Here is a 15,449-nt window from a genome sequence, read left to right on the forward strand (position 1 = left end):
GATCTTCTACCGGAAAAGGTGTCATCCCAGTCTGGGATGGCTTTGTTGCATCGCTACTTATGAAAGGCTAACTATAGTTAGGATTATAAGCAACCTATTGAAAATCTTGTTTTTTTTGCAATCAATCTGATCAAATTTAAGAATAGTAATTTGTTATTTATATTAATAAATTTAATTCTATTGAAAATAGCTAAAGCATTGAAATTCTTGAATTTTAGCCGGATTGGTAAATGGTAGTGAAATTTCTTTTACTCAAATTTAGGTATTCATTGACCGTTCTTGTTATAAATACCAGAATAATAAGCTACTGATATTCCCTATCTTTTTTATCTTTAATCCATCATAGCTAGCGATGCAACAAAGCCCACTGGGATCCAGGAAACTTAATTGCAAGTAATGCATTGGGTTTGGTGAGTATGGGTTTTGCGTTATAGAATGAAACACTTTTGGTGAATTTGTAAAGAAAACTGGATCCCAGTGTCAAGCACTGGGATGACAAAAAAAAGAGCACTGGAATGACACCATCTTGGATGGAAATAACGTCACGCGCTGGAATGACAAAGAAGAGTGGGCTTTCATATGGTTATGCAAGAGGTTTACTGAATGCAACCTAACTTCTCACACACACATTTTACCACATGATCAGCGTTGATATTAAAATGCTCATAAAGTGTTTTATAAGGTGCTGATTCTCCGAAGCTTTTCATGCCAATAAATATACCGTTTGAACCTATGTATTTATGCCAACCCATTTCACTTCCGGCTTCAATTGCAACTTTAATGCTGTCATTATTTAATATTGCCGCTTTATATTCATCGCTTTGCTCATCAAAAAGCCTCCAGCATGGCATAGAAACAATCCTTGTACCTATACCCTTTTCCTGCAATTTCTCCCTTGCTTCAACTGCAATTTCAATCTCGGACCCCGTAGCAAATATCGTCACTTTTAATTCTTTTGAACATTCACACAAAATATATGCACCAAACTTCGATAAATTAGCAGATTGATCGATATCAGAGTAGAACTTGCGCATGTAACTTACGTTTTGCCTTGAGAGCGCAAACAGTGCTGGAGATTCTTTCTTTTCGAGTGCAATGCTAACACACTCCAGAGTTTCAACTGCATCGGCTGGCCTAAAAACATATAGATTTGGTATAGCACGCAAAGAGGCTAAATGCTCTATTGGCTGATGAGTTGGGCCATCTTCTCCCACTCCAATTGAGTCGTGAGTCATGACATACATAACCTGCTGCTTCATCAGAGCTGAAAGACGTATAGCAGGACGACAATAGTCGGAAAATACCAAAAAAGTGCCGCCATAAGGAAGAATCGCGCCGTGAAGTGCCATACCATTCATACAAGCTGCCATAGCGTGCTCTCTCACTCCATAGTGGACATAAGAGCCACTATAATTATTGCTATTTATTACCTGCATGTGCTTATATTTAGTGCAATTTGACCCAGTAAGATCAGCAGAACCGCCGATTAATTCCGGCATAGACTCAGTTAAAAGTTCCATTACTCTGCCGAAAGAAGATCGAGTAGCTTCGTTTGGCATTAGCTCACATATTTGTTTCTTCAGGTCAGCTAAAACACCAGCGATATTATCTGGTAGATGTTTATTTAACCGTCTTTGAAGTTCTGCATGATACCCTGTCATCCCAGTACTCTCTCTTGTCATCCCAGTGCTTGACACTGGGATCCATTCTTTTTCTTCTTTCCTGGTCACGCGCTGGAATGACATCGTGTAGTTTTGTTTTGCTCTCTCAACAGTTTTCTTCCAGGCATTTTTCACATCTTCTGGTACATGGAATGGTTCATAATTCCAGTTTAATTTCTCTCTCATCTGTTTTATGTCTTCCTCCGAAAAAGCACCACTGTGAGCAGAGGATGTGCCAGCACGGCTTGAAAATTTTCCGATAATAGTTTTGCAGCAGATCATTGTAGGTTTATCAGACTTTTTTGCTTGCTCTATTGCAAGGGATATGGCATCAAAATCATGGCCATCAATTTTGTCAACATTCCATCCATACGCTAAGAAGCGTTTCTCTACATCGTCAGAACAGGAAAGGCAAGTAGCGCCATCTATAGAAATATCATTATCATCAAAAAGAGCTATAAGCTTATTCAATTTAAGATGCCCAGCAAGTGATGCTGCTTCATGGCTTATTCCTTCCATAAGACAGCCATCCCCTAGCATCACATAAGTGTAGTGATTGATTCTAAACTGCTTTTCAAGTATCGATTCAGCAAGTGCCATGCCAACAGCAGCGGCAAACCCCTGACCGAGCGGGCCTGTTGTTGCCTCTACCCCGGAAGTCAAGCCGAACTCTGGATGACCTGGGGTCTTGGATTCCATTTGCCTGAAGTTTTTTAGCTCATCTATGCTAATATAACCTGTCAAATATAATATTGAGTATAGTAACATTGACCCATGACCGTTTGATAAAACAAAGCGATCTCTATTGAACCATTTAGAATCATCAGGATTATGATTCAGATATTTAGCAAACAAAACAGTTGCAACATCTGCCATGCCAAGTGGCATACCTGGGTGTCCAGAGTTTGCTTTTTGTACTGCATCAATTGATAAAAAACGGATGGCGTTTGCCATAGATTTTAAATGTGAATGATTCATGTGTTAATAGAAAAACTTAAAAATGAAGTATAAAAGATTATATCAGCAAAAACAAGTTGACACTGAGTGCTAAAATCCTTAATAATCTAAAGTTAAATCGTGAGAGTTTTTATATGACAACTGTTATCACTAGAAAATATAGGATTAGCCGTAGACTTGGTGTAAATTTATGGGGTAGAGCTAAAGACCCAGTAAACAAGAGGAAATACCCTCCAGGTCAACATGGTATTCTTGGATTCAAGAAGTTATCCGACTTTGGTAAGCAGTTTGCTGCGCATAAGAAATTTAAGTTTTACTATGCGATTTCAAGTAAGCAGCTCAGACGTACATTTTTAGATGCTTATAACAGAAAGGGTTATACGGCTGATAATTTTATCGGTATCTTAGAATCGAGATTAAGTTCTGTTTTATACCACTCTGGTCTTGTTCCAACAATTTACTCAGCAAAGCAGCTCATATCTCACAAGCACGTTACAGTTAATGATAAGGTGGTTAACATATCGAGTTATCGAGTGAAGCCGGGTGATATAATAAAAATAAGAGAGAGGGCAGCAAAAATCCCTGTAGTAGTAGAGGCTGAACAAAAACAAGAGCGCAAGGCTCCGGATTATTTAGAAGCAGATAGTAAAGAGCATTCAGTGAAGTATTTGAGGTCGCCTCAATATTCTGAAGTTCCTTATTCAGCAGACATGGAAGTCAATTTAGTAGTAGAGTTTTACTCTAGATAGATAAAAAAAAGCCCGTGTGGCGGAATCGGTAGACGCAGCGGACTTAAAATCCGTGGGTTTTGCGACCTTGGGAGTTCAAGTCTCCCCATGGGCACCAATTTAACTTAGCAGATAAATACAAAAAAGTATGAAATGGCTTGATATAGAAAATATTGTGGAAGCTCTGGAGGAAAAATTTCCAAATGAGAATATAATTAGTATCAGATTCACTGAGCTTAAAAAAAAGGTCTTGAGTTTAGAGGAATTTGATGATGATGAAAAATGCTGTAACGAAAAAATACTCGAAGCTATTCAAGCAGCTTGGATTGAGGAAAGATTAACCGCATAGCAATAAACCATACGCAAACGTGATTTCTATTACAATTTGCATATTGATTATGCTATTTTTTGGATCTAGCCTGGCAAGTTAATAATAATTTAACCAATTGCAATTAAAACAGCTATAAGGTTAATTATGAGGCAAAACAAAAATTTTTGAATGGAACGATCTTGACAAGTGCTACGTTGAGATAAGTTTTGCATAAAAATACTGCTTTTAGGTGTGAGGCCAGAGGGTAGAGCCTTTGTAAAGCAGTTAGAAGGTTGTCATCTAAGTAGCGTGACCAGAGCTAGATTCCGCGAACACGCCGCGGAATGACGACTATGCAATATGCGTTGCGGAGTGACGATTATGGTCATACCGTCACGGTATCTCACAAACATGTAGCAGTAATGACAAAATCTCAAGTTATATGTATACTTTTATATTATCTACCTACTAAAAAAACAGAAAAATGCTCAAACGTAGCGGTCCAAAAAAATTAAAGTCTATAATTGAAAACTATGCATTAAAATGCATGAAAAATAAGATTAGTAAAAATGAAATACGTCTTATTTTAAACTGGCGAAATATAGTAGGGAAAGAAATAGCAGAGTGTACAAAACCGAAAAAGATCTCATATGCACAGAATATAAATTCGGGTGTGTTGCATCTGGTAGTAACAAATGGCAGCAAAGCATTGGAAATTCAGCATATGATTTCTCTTATAATAGAAAAAATTACGATATTTTTTGGTTATAAAGCAGTATATGGTATAAAAATTAAGCAAGAGAGTATTGACTATTTGACTATATAAGGTAATCTAAGTACGTAGAATAATTTGGTATATTGAAGTGAGTAGAGTTTGTGAATTAACAAATAGAAAAAAATCTTTTGGTAATAAGGTATCACATTCGAATCGTAAAACAAAGCGTACCTTTCTTTTAAATTTACATAAGGTTACGTTGACAAGTGATATATTGAATAAAAAGTTTAGATTTCGTGTGGCAACAAGAACTTTGAGAACTATAGATTACAAAGGTGATTTAGATGCTTTTTTGCTCAACACAAGAACGATTAAACTAAGTGAGAAAGCGCAGAAGATAAAAAGAAGGTTGAAAAAAGTTTTAGTAAAGCAAGAGGTAGAGTTAGCCGTTTCAGATGCATAGTAAGCCTCCATGGCTCAGAGCAAAAGTTCCGACCGGTGAAGTATTCAATGAAACCTTAAACATCGTTAAACTGCATAACTTGCATACAGTGTGCGAAGAGGCTGCATGTCCAAACATTGGTGAATGTTGGAATAAACGTCATGCTACTGTGATGATTCTTGGTTCTGTTTGCACTCGTGCTTGTGCATTTTGCAACGTTGCAACTGGCATTCCTGATAAACTAGACCCTCATGAGCCAGAAAATTTAGCAAAAGCGATAAAAAAGTTAAACTTAAAACATATTGTCATTACTTCCGTTGATCGTGATGATTTGCCAGATGGTGGCGCAAATCAGTTTATACAGTGCATAGAAGAAATTAGAAAGATAACTTCAGAAACAACAATAGAGATTTTAACTCCTGATTTTTTAAATAAGAAAGGAGCATTTGAAGCAATCGCTGTTGCATCACCTGATGTCTATAACCACAATATTGAAACAGTGCCGAGATTGTATGCAAAAATAAGACCACGAGCTCGCTATTTTCATTCACTATATTTGCTGAAGATGGTAAAGCAGATTAATCCTAAAGTTTTCACAAAGTCGGGGCTTATGGTTGGTCTTGGAGAAACAAAAGAGGAAATATTTCAGGTTATGAACGATTTGCGCAGTGCTGAGGTTGATTTTATTACAATTGGTCAATATCTACAACCAACTCCAAAACATGCAAAACTTGATAGATATGTTACCCCAGAAGAGTTTGAGCATTATAAATATATCGCTTACTCCAAAGGGTTCCTAGTGGTTGCATCAAGCCCACTAACTCGGTCATCATACCACGCTGAAGAAGATTTTAACAGGCTCAAGGCCTGTCGTTGACATTTGTGTTAATTCAAATTAATTTTTACTAATTATAAAGGAGTTTTTACGTAATGTCTACTATAAAAATCGAGAAGAAATCACAATTAGTTAAAGAGGTATTCGATTCCGTGGCAAATCGCTATGACACCATGAATGATATAATGAGCCTCGGAATGCACAGATTATGGAAAGATAGGATGGTAAATAGTGTGCATTTTACAAAAAACTCTAAGGTTTTAGATGTTGCTGGAGGAACTGGAGATATAGCAATAAGAGTAGTAAGAAAAGAGCCAAGTGCTAAGGTTACAGTATGCGATATAAATCAAAACATGCTAAGCAGAGGACGTGATAAAGCTATAAATTCAAACCAAATTAATTTTGATTGGGTATGTGCGAACGCAGAAAGTTTACCATTTGAAGACTCCGAATTTGATTATTGCACAATAGCTTTTGGTATTCGAAATGTTTCTGACCGTAAGAATGCTTTAAATGAGGCGCACAGGGTATTAAAACCACATGGAAAATTTATCTGCTTAGAATTTGCCCCTATGCACTATCAAAATGAGATATTTACCAAACTTTATGACTTATATTCATTTAAAGTAATTCCTAAAATTGGCAGCATAGTTGCTAAAGACAAGAGTTCTTATGAATATTTAGTGAAGAGCATCAGAGAATTTCCAACTCAGGCTGATTTTAAAATGGAAATTGAAGAGGTAGGCTTTAAGAATGTTGAGTTTCATAATATGAGCTATGGAATAGTGGCATTACACATTGGAACAAAATGAATATTAAACTCTGGTATAGAACCCTAGATTATTATCTCATCCTTCCAGTGTTTTTTTTGCTCACTATAAGCTTCATTCTTGTTTATTCAGCAAGCCCTGTAATTGCGCAGCGTCTTTCTTTACCACAAGATTATTTTATACGGCGTCACACAATTTATATAGTCCTGTCACTAATTACCTTGGTGACATTTTCTTTTCTCAACACAAGAACTATACTTAACCTCTCATTCGCAGGTTTCGCTTTATTTACTATTCTAGTAGCAACTGCGATAATACTTGGTATAGAGGTAAAAGGTGCGAAACGATGGTTACATATTGTCAAAATTTCAGTTCAACCATCTGAGTTCGTAAGGCCATTTTTTTCTGTTGTTATAGCTAGTATCTTGGCCAGCGAAATGAAGTTTAAAATACACATATCAATCATAATATTTCTGTTAGTTTTTGTGTTGTTACTTTTGCAACCTGATTTCAGTATGTCTATGCTTTTAACATATTCTTTTATTGGTCAAATGTTTATTGCATGTATACCATTTTTATACTTTCTATGCATAATAGGAATGGCCACAACTGGAACTACAATAGCTTACTTATGCCTCCCACATATAAAGCAAAGGATTTACAATTTTGTCTTTTTTACGCAGCGCGATAACTTTCAAGTCACAAAATCATTAGAAGCATTCAAAAGAGGTCAATTAACTGGGGTTGGACCTGGTGAAGGTAGCATAAAAGCCTCTCTTCCTGATTGCCATACAGATTTTGTGTTTTCTGTTTTAGCAGAAGAATTTGGTTTGATTACGTGCTTAGCCACATTGATGTTATTTGGCATCATTTCCGCCCGCTTGCTTTACGTTGCATATAGGGAAAATGAATTATTTAATCTGTTAGTGATTCTCGGTATCTCAATGCAATTCATCACACAATTCATAATAAACATAGGGGTAACATTGAGTGTTTTTCCTACCACCGGCATAACCCTGCCGTTACTTAGCTATGGTGGTTCTTCTCTTTTATCTTCGAGCATCGCACTTGGCATAATGCTGTCTTTCAGTAGAAACCAAGCTATCGCATTAAAGTTTCGTGAGCGTGTTATGCTTGGAAGGTATATGGACTAAACTTGTACCGCTCACAACTATTATTGGTATCCCTCCAAAATGGGTATCTGTTCAGATGAGTGGCAAAATAAGGTAGACGAGAAAAGCAACTATAGGAACAAATGGGTGTCATGCAAGTAGCTGACACTGGGATGACAAAAAAAGGAGCACTGGAATTTTTGTTTCAGCATTAGCCATGCATCTGAACAGATACCAGAAAATATTCCACTGACATGCTGAACAACAAATACATCACTATGTCATTTATCGCAAAAACTTATATTTTTCGTAACCATTCACACTTAATTCTGCAATTCTTTGATCTCACTCATAGAAAGACCAGTAGTTTGAGCTATAATATTAAAAGAAACACCTGCTTTAAGTAGATTCTTTGCGACTTCAATTTCCCTCTCTTTTCTACCTTCCTCTTTAGCAAGGTCAAGTCTGTATTCAAGAATGGCTTCTTCTTTGCGTAGATCCATTATTCTTTCTTCGTAAGCTACTAAATCTTTTTCATTCCAGCTAAACCTGTCTAATTCATCGTAGGCTAACTTTATTATTGGTGCTTTTTCTGCTATTTTCCTTAAGTCTTCTTCGTTTGTTTCTGCTGCATATCGAAAAAAGTAACACCATTTTTCAACTATACTCTCCAATTGGTCTTCTTTTGTCTTTGTAAATTTAGGTAGTTCTATGAATACAAAGTAAAAATCCTTTAAGTCATGTTCAAAGCTATTTTGATCTAAGATGACATGATTAGATTTGTACTCAGCCTTATCTGGAAAAATAATACAATCAGCAACAGCAATAAAGATAATTTCTTTGAGGTTATGATAATCATCACCTTGATCAGCTTGACTTGAGTAGGCTTTGGCAGCATAATATTGAGCACGTTTTTCGAAGCCTTTAGTCTTAGTAAACTGGTCAGGTAAGGGAGCAGTATTACTACTACCCCCTCCCTTAGAAACGCAGCGTGCAGGTTTCCCCACACTACGCTTGAGCCCCTTATCTAAGTTCTTCTTTTCTAGAACCGGCTTGTCCTTCATGATTCCTCAGGAAACATCATTCTTAATGGTGACACCAACAGTAGAGAACCTTCTCTTGAGAAAGAGCTTGCTAACATTCTTGTTCGTTTCACTCTCTCATCAAAATACTTTTTCCATTTTAAGTCAAGGGGATTTGCATCCGCTCTGATTTTAACATGTCGTCTGATAGGTATATCAATCAGCTTAAGCAGTCTTAAATACCGTATCTCTTTTGGTTTGTTCTTGCATATGGGTGCAGCAAAGACCCATCGGCGTTGACCCATTACTTTGAAGTAACGATTCTTTATCCAACGTAATCCTTTACGAGGATGTCTTTTCTTTGCCCATTTCCATAAACTATGCCAAATTTCATTGTCGACCTTTCTAAACGCTTTTTTAGCACACACATGGTGATAGTAATTTCCCCATCCTCTCAGTAGAGAGTTGAGTGACTTAATTACTATAGCCTGAGTGTTCGCTATATTTGCTTTTATCAATGTACGTGCTTTATTAAGAAGTCTTTTAATACTTTCTTTCGAAGGTTTAATAATTAACTTCTTATTATATCTACGTACATTACAACCAAGAAAGTCAAACCCTGTTGTGATAGATGTAATCTTTGTCTTTTCTTCTGAAAGAATTAAACCTCGCTCATGAAGAAAAGATGATACTAAAGGCTTAACTTCATTTTCCAGTACTTCATGTGTGAAACCTGAAATAATAAAGTCGTCTGCGTATCTGATTACGTTCACTCCACTTCTGATTTTGTTTCTTCTTCTACTGCCGAGTTTACCAAATCGACTTTCCAATAACTTTTCAAGTCCGTTTAAGGCTAAATTGGCTAGTATTGGAGAAATTATACCACCTTGCGGGGTACCTGCAGTTGTGGGATACAGAGTTTCGATTCTAGGAAGCCAGCTTTTAACCAACTATGCAGAATTTTCTTCTCCATAGGAATATGCTTCATAAGCCATTCATGATTAATGTTGTCAAAGCATCCTTTGATATCACCTTCAAGTATCCATTGTAGTTGATTACGACTTGCCAGTAACAAATGACAAGCTACTGTAGCATCTGCACAGGATCTTTTAGGCCTAAAGCCATAGGAGTGACGATCACTGATTGTTTCAGCTATCGGTTCCAGAGCAAACAGATATAATGCTTGCATGGCTCTATCTTTTATCGATGGTATTCCAAGAGGTCTTCTTTTGCCATTAGATTTACTGATATAAATCCGTTTTAGCGGAGAAGGTTTATATCCTCTTTGCTTTAACTGCTTTATTCCTTGAAATTTAGCATTGCAAGTTGACCATAGTTGACGATCTACACCCGCTGTGTTTTTTCCTTGGTTTTCAGTTACTCTCTTAACAGCCAAAGCTTTTCCGCTAAAAGAGCGTGTGAGAAGATGTTGTAAAGTTTTTACCTTACCCCATCTTCCTTCTTGGACAGCCTTAACAATACGTCTTTGTAGCCTCACAATAACTTTCTGGCATTTCTTCCATGGCAACTGCTTCCATGCTTCAAAGCTTTCGGTAGATGCACTTACAGGTTTACTTGTAATCATCTGCTTTCCTACCTTAAGTGGTTAACAAAGTTTCTTGTCACGAGGGACCAAACGGAAGTCTGCTCGTTTTCACGCGAATTAATGTTACAAATTCTATCCATTTCGTTACAAAATGGCATTCGCTTTCTCCATTCTCCTTTACCTGCACTTCCGTCAGCATTCCTTGCGGTTTGCTTGCCATGTAGGCGAAAATACAGGCTTACCCTGTTCCTTCTGTCATACAACAGTGGGTTAGGTGACTTCTCTATACCGGTGATTTGCGTACATCTAGAAATGAGAAATGTCACATTACCTTTTTGGTTAGAGCTTATCAGCATCTTTAGCTCCTTCATAATTACGATACTTTGAAGTTTCACTTACGTTCACCATACCACTAGCCTAGCTCTCCAACCACATGATGCTTGTAGTTTATGCTCCTCTCACGATTGAGCATCTTCTTTTTCAAGAGGAGGTTCATTGTCCGCATCGCTTGGCACCAACCGGTTGCCCGATTCGCACTGATGCGTAGACTCAGATGGCAAAACATCTGGTTTAATAAGTTTTAGAATCCTTTCAGTTTCTTTCTGAATGAATTCCTCTCCTTTTAAACAATATGACCGAAGACTTTCAGGTCGCACCATCTCAATTATATACCTGTTCCCACTAGAATCCCTGCAAAGAACATCAACTATACTTTGCTTATCAGAGGCAATTTCAGCATCTTGAATAGTGCTTAAGAATTCTACTTCTTGTATAGTGTTGACTTCAGTACATCCTAAAATATCGTTTAAAAAATGGATAAGAATATTCTTATTTTTTTTTCAGTGCCAAAGATTTTTTTGAAACACAAATCATTGCGAGGATCGAGAAATTTTGAAAGAGCCATAGTAAAAATACTGAGAAAAGATTAATAATTATACACTATTATTAACAATTATTCAACCATATTTTTGAAGATAGCTAGTTTCTGTATTTATTTTAAATTGAAGAAAGCTCAAATGAAAGATCGTGCTTTGCTAAAAATCACAGAATGCAGTCTGGTTACATTACTCTAGCTATACGCAACAACTTTACTTTCAACAACTTTATTAGCAATAATACGACTTTCATAATCAATATTTATTATATCAGATAGTGAATTAATATCAGTATAACTACCAAAACTTTCCATTGTTGATTCCACTACCTCTACTATTTTTAAAAAGCCGATTCGTGACTTCAAAAATTCATTAACAGTTATTTCATTTGCAGCATTGAGCACAATACTGTTTGTTTGTGGAGCAGAAGAGTTTAACACTGCCATGCTAAGCTTTAGCGCAGGAAAACGCTTATGGTCTGGCTCTTGAAAGGTCAATTTTCCTTGCTCTGTTAAATCTAGTCTACAATTTAAAGCTGATCTTTCCGGCCAAGACAAAGCATATGAAATGGGAATTGCCATGTCAGTTTCTGCAAGCACAGCAAAGTTGAACCCATCCTTATAAGTTACAATTCCATGTACTATTGACTCAGGATGCACTACTGCTTCAATTTTATCCGGGCTGATGTTAAACAAGTTATGTGCTTCTATTATCTCTAGTGCCTTATTCATCATTGTTGCGCTATCAACCGAGATTTTCTTTCCCATATTCCAAGTGGGGTGACTAAGCGCCTTATCTACCATAACATTTTTTAATTGCTCAAGGCTATAATTTAAGAATGGTCCACCAGAAGCAGTAAGTATGATCTTTTCTACGCATTTGTCGTCATTTTGCAAAATTTGAAAAATTGCATTGTGCTCAGAGTCAATAGGGATTATTTGTACATTTTTTTCTTTAGCTTTTTTGAGTAATAACTTTCCACCGCAAACAATGCTTTCTTTGTTTGCCAATGCAATGACTTTGGTACCGCTTTCTATAACTTCCATAACTGGCCCAAGGCCTGCAATGCCAACTATTGCAACAACTGAGAGATCAACAGGTATGGTAGCAATATTTGTAGCACCAATTGCTATTTTTACATCTGTACCAAGTAAACTTTCTTTCAAATCTTTGTAAAGCCTTTCATCGGAGATAGCAACATATTTTGCATTTAGCAGTTTTGCTTGGTGTGCCAGTAGAGCAAAGTTCGAATGGGCACTTAGTGCTTCCACTTGGTATTCTTCTCTTCTCTTTGAGAGCAAATCTACAGTCTTTTGTCCAATGCTTCCTGTTGATCCTAAAACTGAAACCTTTTTCACTAAGATAAACTCATAACAATAGCAACTTTTCTTGCGAACCCAACTATTCAATAGTTTTTAAGCGTTTAACCAAGTTCATGCCCGTGGTCATCGCCAACAGATGGTGAAGGACCAGGTGAAAAAGATTGACCATGGTGATCACCTGCATCATGCATGTCTTGCAAACCATCAGCATTATGAGCTATTTCGTTATTGGCATGAGGGTAATCATCTGAGTGATGTCCATCATCACCATGAGCCATATCCATTCCTTCTGATGGCATATCTTCCCCACCTCCACCTGAAAAATATTCTGCAAGGCCTTCAAGAAATTTTATGCCAAACATATTACCTGATTTTCCACACAGCGTTACTAGACTACTACCACTCACCAAACCTTCAAACACGTTACTATAAGCAGCAATTGCTCCTTCATGAAAGTTGAACAACCATTTCATTCCATCGACAACTGTTGAAACAGAGTCACTATGACCAAGACCAAAACCACTTTTCTCACCAGCAGCCTCTTGGTGTTGCTGCTGCGCTTGCCATTCTGCAATATTTGGACCTTGAGCTTCACTCATAAATTTTTACTCTCAACCTTAAGCTGTTATTTTATCACAAATATTGCAAAATATCAATAGAGCTTTTGAATATAGCTAATACAAACAATTTCTGTCATCCTATATATAGCTAAACTGACTTACGACAATTTGAAAAACCGTCATTCCGCTACTAGTTAGCGGAATCTATGCCGAGATACCGCGGCGGTATGACGTGTTAGCTATAGGATCCAGTTTGAAAAAAATCTGAATTCCAATGTCCACTACCTTTTACAAAGTTAAAACTTAAAAATATGACTGTTAGCAATAGTGTATATATCTTTAGCTATATATAACGAATGAATTTTTTTATATATTCGTTATTAGTATTTTGTATTTCCTGAACAGTTCCATGGGAAATGATCTCCCCTTCATATAATACTGCTATTTTATCAGCTATTTTAAATGCGCTATGAATATCATGTGTAATCGTGATAATTGTAGGGTTAAAGTCTTTAGATAATTTTATTATTATCTCGTTTACTATATCTGACATAATTGGGTCCAATCCTGAAGTTGGTTCATCCAAAATAATGATTTCTGGGTTGTGTGCAATCGCCCTTGCAAGTGCCACTCTTTTTTTCATTCCACCTGACAACTCTATTGGAAACATATCTGCTATATTTTCTTCCAATCCAACATCATTTAGCTTTTCAATTGCTAGCTGTTTTGCCTCCTTTTTGCTGATATTAAAGCGTTTTTTATAATTAAAAGATATATTTTCCCACACTGTAACGTAGTCAAATAAAGCGGAATTTTGAAATAAAACCCCAAATTTATTTTTGCTTTTACTATTTATTTTAACAGACCCTGAGTCTGGAGCAAGCAAGCCGATAATTGTTTTTGTTAATACAGATTTGCCGCTTCCTGAGCCACCAAGTATGACTAATGATTCCCCTTTTAATATATCAAAATTTAGATCTTTTAGTACTGTCCTATCATCAAAAGATAAGCTTAAGTTCAATATTGATATTATGGGGTTACGCATGTATCAAAGTAATCATGTAGTTTGCTAAAATGATCAGTATGGACGATAAAACAACAGTTGATGTTGTAGCAACACCTACTCCTCGTGCACCTTCTTTGCAATGGTAACCGTAATAGCAGCTTGAGACAGAAATTATGGCGCCAAATACAGTTGCTTTTATTAGCCCAGTTATAAAATCATACGTATTAAAGAACTGAGCTGTGTGTTTAATGTATATATTTAAATTGTGGTTAAATTCGAAGACTGCAGTGATACATCCTCCAAATATTCCTATTAAATCTGCACATACTGTAAGTATGGGAAATACTATGATTGACGCTAAAATCCTTGGTGCAATTAAATATTTAAAAGGGTTGATGTTCAAGGTTGTAAGTGCATCTATTTGCTCGGTGATGCGCATTGTACCAATTTCTGCTGCAATTGATGATCCAACCTTTCCTACCATTATTAAGCTGATCAAAACTGGTCCTAACTCTTTAATGATAGTGATCGTAACAAGTTTGGGTATTATCTGTTCTTGGTTAATTAATGAGTCACTCAAGCTACTTTGTAAAACTATTGCCGCTCCTATAAAAACTCCAGTGAGCCCAACAATTGGCAGAGAGAAAAAGCCTATCTCTATAATTTGTCTTGCTATGTTGCTAAAATAATATGGTGGCACAAGGCAGTGGTATAGAGATTGAATAAAAAATATGAATGCATTACCAAGCCTTAACAAAAAATTGATAAAGTACCTACCAATTATTCTAACACTATTTATATCAAAAAAGCTCACTTTGTATTCATTTTAGCTAGAGGTTAGTCTTACTGATTTTATTAAAATTTTTATTAACTTTATCGCAAAGTATAGCTGAGATATGTTTTAAGTTCAACATACTTGATGTTTTAATTTAAAGCTCATATAGCTAACCCAAGAAAGGTTTCCCTACGTCATACCGCCACGGTATCCACAACTGTACGAACGTTGTAGTTTGGGAGCAATTCCCACCAGTGGGCCAGTGCCCAGACACTGGGATCCAGCTTCTATGCAACTTAATTAAAAACGTTTGTTTTAGCGTAAGACAACTACCTTTAGCTCATCAGCTCAGTTATAAGCAAAATTTCTGGATTCCAGACTGGAATGACATCATCTGTTGTGCAATTTACCTTCAAAAATGAATGTTCGTACAGCTATGGATTCATTCGCGGTATAGATTCCGCTAACTAGTAGCGGAATGACGGTTTTTCAAATTGTAGAGCCACTTTAGCTATAGAACTCAATTACATAAGCAAACCTTACTTATTTTACTATCCCTGTTTACTTCCTGTAAAAAACATGTTACTAATGTATTGTATTTTGTAGTAGAATGGAGGAAATTTTGGCAGTTCCAAAAAGAAAAAAGTCAAAGTCAAGGCGTAATATGCATCGTTCTCATCATGCTATTGAGCCTAAGAATGTTGTGGTATGTTCAACAACTGGGGAATTCATGTTGCCTCATAACGTAGCAGTTGATGGCAGTTACAAAGGAAAACGGGTTTTCATCAAGCAACAGGCAGAGTGACTATTATG

19 protein-coding genes, 1 tRNA gene and 1 pseudogene are annotated in these 15,449 nt (G+C 36.5%); 9 read left to right on the forward strand and 12 right to left on the reverse strand.

Translation table 11 applies throughout. From position 1 onward, the window contains the following. Positions 1-346 precede the first annotated feature (346 nt). Both ACEL90_RS00860 and tkt read right to left on the reverse strand, forming a co-directional pair. Positions 347-511, reverse strand: coding sequence for a hypothetical protein (locus tag ACEL90_RS00860; protein WP_423349019.1), 165 nt, complete (start codon positions 509-511; stop codon positions 347-349). An 85-nt stretch (positions 512-596) separates the two neighbouring features. Further along, positions 597-2,639: a transketolase gene (gene tkt, locus ACEL90_RS00865; protein ID WP_423349020.1), complete on the reverse strand. Its 2,043-nt coding sequence runs from the start codon at positions 2,637-2,639 to the stop codon at positions 597-599. A 113-nt stretch (positions 2,640-2,752) separates the two neighbouring features. On the opposite strand from tkt, the gene rpsD reads away from it, so the two are divergent. The 8 genes from rpsD to ACEL90_RS00905 all read left to right on the forward strand — a co-directional run bounded on the left by rpsD (position 2,753) and on the right by ACEL90_RS00905 (position 7,572). Continuing rightward, entirely contained in the window at positions 2,753-3,367 is a 615-nt protein-coding gene (rpsD, locus tag ACEL90_RS00870) for a 30S ribosomal protein S4 (RefSeq protein ID WP_010962555.1), read from the forward strand. 10 nt (positions 3,368-3,377) lie between these two features. Next, positions 3,378-3,464, forward strand: a tRNA-Leu gene (locus tag ACEL90_RS00875). Between the two features lie 30 nt (positions 3,465-3,494). Continuing rightward, positions 3,495-3,695 (forward strand): Fe-S cluster assembly protein IscX, encoded by a 201-nt coding sequence (gene iscX, locus ACEL90_RS00880; RefSeq protein ID WP_423349021.1) that lies wholly within the window; start codon positions 3,495-3,497, stop codon positions 3,693-3,695. Positions 3,696-4,140: 445 nt separating this feature from the next. Next, on the forward strand, positions 4,141-4,482 hold the full coding sequence (locus tag ACEL90_RS00885) for a DUF721 domain-containing protein (protein WP_010082513.1): 342 nt from the start codon (positions 4,141-4,143) through the stop codon (positions 4,480-4,482). A 37-nt stretch (positions 4,483-4,519) separates the two neighbouring features. Beyond that, positions 4,520-4,834 (forward strand): 50S ribosomal protein L28, encoded by a 315-nt coding sequence (gene rpmB / locus ACEL90_RS00890; protein ID WP_006279619.1) that lies wholly within the window; start codon positions 4,520-4,522, stop codon positions 4,832-4,834. Beyond that, positions 4,827-5,690 carry a lipoyl synthase gene (gene lipA, locus ACEL90_RS00895; protein ID WP_423349022.1) on the forward strand — a complete coding sequence of 288 codons (864 nt, stop codon included), beginning with the start codon at positions 4,827-4,829 and terminating at the stop codon, positions 5,688-5,690. The genes rpmB and lipA overlap by 8 nt, the downstream gene beginning before the upstream one ends. Before the next feature lie 53 nt (positions 5,691-5,743). Beyond that, positions 5,744-6,460 (forward strand): bifunctional demethylmenaquinone methyltransferase/2-methoxy-6-polyprenyl-1,4-benzoquinol methylase UbiE, encoded by a 717-nt coding sequence (gene ubiE, locus ACEL90_RS00900; protein WP_423349023.1) that lies wholly within the window; start codon positions 5,744-5,746, stop codon positions 6,458-6,460. Next, positions 6,457-7,572: an FtsW/RodA/SpoVE family cell cycle protein gene (locus ACEL90_RS00905; RefSeq protein WP_266407662.1), complete on the forward strand. Its 1,116-nt coding sequence runs from the start codon at positions 6,457-6,459 to the stop codon at positions 7,570-7,572. The genes ubiE and ACEL90_RS00905 overlap by 4 nt, the downstream gene beginning before the upstream one ends. A 281-nt stretch (positions 7,573-7,853) precedes the next feature. Here ACEL90_RS00905 and ACEL90_RS00910 read toward each other — a convergent pair whose 3' ends face one another. The 10 genes and pseudogenes from ACEL90_RS00910 to ACEL90_RS00955 form a co-directional block, all read right to left on the reverse strand. Then, the gene (locus tag ACEL90_RS00910) at positions 7,854-8,594 is read right to left on the reverse strand and encodes an Rpn family recombination-promoting nuclease/putative transposase (RefSeq protein WP_423349024.1); all 741 of its coding nucleotides are present in this window, start codon (positions 8,592-8,594) and stop codon (positions 7,854-7,856) included. Beyond that, on the reverse strand, positions 8,591-9,502 hold the full coding sequence (locus ACEL90_RS00915; protein WP_423348612.1) for a group II intron maturase-specific domain-containing protein: 912 nt from the start codon (positions 9,500-9,502) through the stop codon (positions 8,591-8,593). The genes ACEL90_RS00910 and ACEL90_RS00915 overlap by 4 nt, the downstream gene beginning before the upstream one ends. Next, entirely contained in the window at positions 9,430-10,137 is a 708-nt protein-coding gene (locus ACEL90_RS00920) for a reverse transcriptase N-terminal domain-containing protein (protein ID WP_423348613.1), read from the reverse strand. Before ACEL90_RS00920 ends, ACEL90_RS00915 begins: the two co-directional genes overlap by 73 nt. A gap of 8 nt (positions 10,138-10,145) precedes the next feature. Continuing rightward, complete coding sequence (locus tag ACEL90_RS00925; protein WP_423348614.1) at positions 10,146-10,469, reverse strand: hypothetical protein; 324 nt, start codon at positions 10,467-10,469, stop codon at positions 10,146-10,148. Positions 10,470-10,556: 87 nt separating this feature from the next. Beyond that, entirely contained in the window at positions 10,557-10,757 is a 201-nt protein-coding gene (locus ACEL90_RS00930; protein ID WP_012481961.1) for a hypothetical protein, read from the reverse strand. Then, positions 10,755-11,002 (reverse strand): annotated as a pseudogene (locus ACEL90_RS00935) (PD-(D/E)XK nuclease family transposase); the annotation flags it as partial. The gene ACEL90_RS00930 and the pseudogene ACEL90_RS00935, both read right to left, overlap by 3 nt. A 165-nt stretch (positions 11,003-11,167) precedes the next feature. Then, the gene (gene dxr, locus ACEL90_RS00940) at positions 11,168-12,331 is read right to left on the reverse strand and encodes a 1-deoxy-D-xylulose-5-phosphate reductoisomerase (protein ID WP_423349025.1); all 1,164 of its coding nucleotides are present in this window, start codon (positions 12,329-12,331) and stop codon (positions 11,168-11,170) included. 65 nt (positions 12,332-12,396) lie between these two features. Continuing rightward, positions 12,397-12,894 carry a hypothetical protein gene (locus ACEL90_RS00945; RefSeq protein ID WP_423349026.1) on the reverse strand — a complete coding sequence of 166 codons (498 nt, stop codon included), beginning with the start codon at positions 12,892-12,894 and terminating at the stop codon, positions 12,397-12,399. 304 nt (positions 12,895-13,198) lie between these two features. After that, positions 13,199-13,900 carry an ABC transporter ATP-binding protein gene (locus ACEL90_RS00950; RefSeq protein ID WP_182319592.1) on the reverse strand — a complete coding sequence of 234 codons (702 nt, stop codon included), beginning with the start codon at positions 13,898-13,900 and terminating at the stop codon, positions 13,199-13,201. Beyond that, positions 13,893-14,675, reverse strand: a complete 783-nt coding sequence (locus tag ACEL90_RS00955) for an MlaE family ABC transporter permease (protein ID WP_423349027.1) — start codon at positions 14,673-14,675, stop codon at positions 13,893-13,895. Before ACEL90_RS00955 ends, ACEL90_RS00950 begins: the two co-directional genes overlap by 8 nt. A 583-nt stretch (positions 14,676-15,258) precedes the next feature. Between ACEL90_RS00955 and rpmF the strand changes: the two genes are divergently transcribed. Then, on the forward strand, positions 15,259-15,441 hold the full coding sequence (rpmF, locus tag ACEL90_RS00960; protein ID WP_010962967.1) for a 50S ribosomal protein L32: 183 nt from the start codon (positions 15,259-15,261) through the stop codon (positions 15,439-15,441). The last annotated feature ends 8 nt before the right edge of the window (positions 15,442-15,449 follow it).

It is taken from the genome of Wolbachia sp. wLmal (assembly GCF_049435495.1).
Classification (GTDB): Bacteria; Pseudomonadota; Alphaproteobacteria; order Rickettsiales; family Anaplasmataceae; genus Wolbachia; species Wolbachia pipientis.

What these genes read in the sequence shown, in the direction of transcription:
- tkt (WP_423349020.1), bottom strand. Translation starts at nt 2,639, where the DNA reads ATGAATCATTCACATTTAAAATCTATGGCAAACGCCATCCGTTTTTTA.
- rpsD (WP_010962555.1), top strand. Translation starts at nt 2,753, where the DNA reads ATGACAACTGTTATCACTAGAAAATATAGGATTAGCCGTAGACTTGGT.
- iscX (WP_423349021.1), top strand. Translation starts at nt 3,495, where the DNA reads ATGAAATGGCTTGATATAGAAAATATTGTGGAAGCTCTGGAGGAAAAA.
- ACEL90_RS00885 (WP_010082513.1), top strand. Translation starts at nt 4,141, where the DNA reads ATGCTCAAACGTAGCGGTCCAAAAAAATTAAAGTCTATAATTGAAAAC.
- lipA (WP_423349022.1), top strand. Translation starts at nt 4,827, where the DNA reads ATGCATAGTAAGCCTCCATGGCTCAGAGCAAAAGTTCCGACCGGTGAA.
- ubiE (WP_423349023.1), top strand. Translation starts at nt 5,744, where the DNA reads ATGTCTACTATAAAAATCGAGAAGAAATCACAATTAGTTAAAGAGGTA.
- ACEL90_RS00905 (WP_266407662.1), top strand. Translation starts at nt 6,457, where the DNA reads ATGAATATTAAACTCTGGTATAGAACCCTAGATTATTATCTCATCCTT.
- ACEL90_RS00910 (WP_423349024.1), bottom strand. Translation starts at nt 8,594, where the DNA reads ATGAAGGACAAGCCGGTTCTAGAAAAGAAGAACTTAGATAAGGGGCTC.
- ACEL90_RS00920 (WP_423348613.1), bottom strand. Translation starts at nt 10,137, where the DNA reads ATGATTACAAGTAAACCTGTAAGTGCATCTACCGAAAGCTTTGAAGCA.
- ACEL90_RS00925 (WP_423348614.1), bottom strand. Translation starts at nt 10,469, where the DNA reads ATGAAGGAGCTAAAGATGCTGATAAGCTCTAACCAAAAAGGTAATGTG.
- ACEL90_RS00930 (WP_012481961.1), bottom strand. Translation starts at nt 10,757, where the DNA reads ATGGTGCGACCTGAAAGTCTTCGGTCATATTGTTTAAAAGGAGAGGAA.
- ACEL90_RS00945 (WP_423349026.1), bottom strand. Translation starts at nt 12,894, where the DNA reads ATGAGTGAAGCTCAAGGTCCAAATATTGCAGAATGGCAAGCGCAGCAG.
- ACEL90_RS00950 (WP_182319592.1), bottom strand. Translation starts at nt 13,900, where the DNA reads ATGCGTAACCCCATAATATCAATATTGAACTTAAGCTTATCTTTTGAT.